General features: G+C 32.9%; 1 protein-coding gene. It reads right to left on the bottom strand.

Annotated elements, in window-relative coordinates; genetic code table 11:
- Positions 1–7: 7 nt before the first annotated feature.
- Positions 8–1,057 carry an nSTAND1 domain-containing NTPase gene (locus tag AC3DU7_RS15720; RefSeq protein WP_488040270.1) on the bottom strand — a complete coding sequence of 350 codons (1,050 nt, stop codon included), beginning with the start codon at positions 1,055–1,057 and terminating at the stop codon, positions 8–10.
- Between the last annotated feature and the right edge of the window lie 280 nt (positions 1,058–1,337).

Here is a 1,337-nt window from a genome sequence, read left to right as displayed (position 1 = left end):
AGAAATACTATAGCTTTTTCCTCTCAAATTGTTCATAACATAGACGCATAACTTTACCAGGATAGCCACCACTTGTTTTAATAATCTCTAAAATCTCATCTTCACTAAATTTAATTCCTTGATATTCTTGCTCCAAAAAATCAGTCTGAAGGCGACTTTCAATAAAAGCACGAATGGTTTCCTCATTCCAAGATTCAAGATATTCTTCAATACAAATATTTTTAAATGGAGAAGTTTTCTCCCCACTATCTGGAAATAAAATATCCAGCGGTTTAGAAGCAGCAACTACCAAACGTAAAGGAGGAACAATATCATTTGCTAAAGCACGTAACTGACTACGAAGTTGATTAGTAAACCAGTCATAAATCATATTTTCTACGACATCAAGCAACAACAAAATTTGATATTCCTTGATATTTCTTTTTAATTTATACCCACTACACTTTTCAATACCAATTTGTTCACAAAGCTCTGCATAAAAATCATCATCACTATGAATATGCTGCAAATCTATATCAATTGGCCTTCGAGGTTGCCTGAGATATTGACTAGCTTTTTGAGCGATCGCCTTCAACAGAGAAGATTTTCCTACACCACTATTGCCAATAATAGCAACACTACTACCACTATTAAGTACCTCAAAAATTCTGTTAATTTCTCGCTCTCTATTAAAAAAGAACTTTGGATTATCTATAATTCCTGTCAATGGAATAAAAGGATTAGAAACTTTTTGTGGAAATTCTGTTGAAATACTGGGATTTTGTTGTCGAGCGTACCGATTCTGATATTCTGTTTCTAACCATTCTAATAAGATTGGAAACTTATTTTTTCCAATATGATTTTTGCTGGCTTCAAATTTACGATATACTTTCCTTTTTCGTTTTTTATAAGCTTCCTCATTATCATCACCCATGACAAGACGACAAATTTCTGTCTCATCTTTCTTCAAATTTATCCTTTCAAATCTTCCCAAAAAGAACTCTTGTTCTGCTAAGGTCAATTTATATTCGACAGCAACGCTTTGCAGAAAATTACCCCATTGTTTCCAATTTTCCATCAGCCCGACTTGTATTTTGTCGTATTTAGTATAGTTGAAAATCTGCCTTATCACAAAAGGGGGAAGATTATTTCCCCCAAATTCCCCTTTACTACATTCTTCAAGGGGAAGTTTTTAGGTCTTACAAAATCAAGCAACATTTCATATCCTGAAATTGTAGATTAATTTTAGGAACAACAAAAATTATGGAAAAAGAATGTAACCAAAATAATTGTTTGTGGGTAAAAGATAACAACAACGGCAACCATTATATGTGTCTTAAATGTGGTAGAGAACGTTG

The organism is Okeania sp. (genome assembly GCF_983059655.1).
This window is presented reverse-complemented; position numbering and strand designations above follow the sequence as displayed.

Excerpts from the sequence above, each read along its gene's own strand:
- AC3DU7_RS15720 (WP_488040270.1), bottom strand. The coding sequence starts at position 1,057 with ATGGAAAATTGGAAACAATGGGGTAATTTTCTGCAAAGCGTTGCTGTC.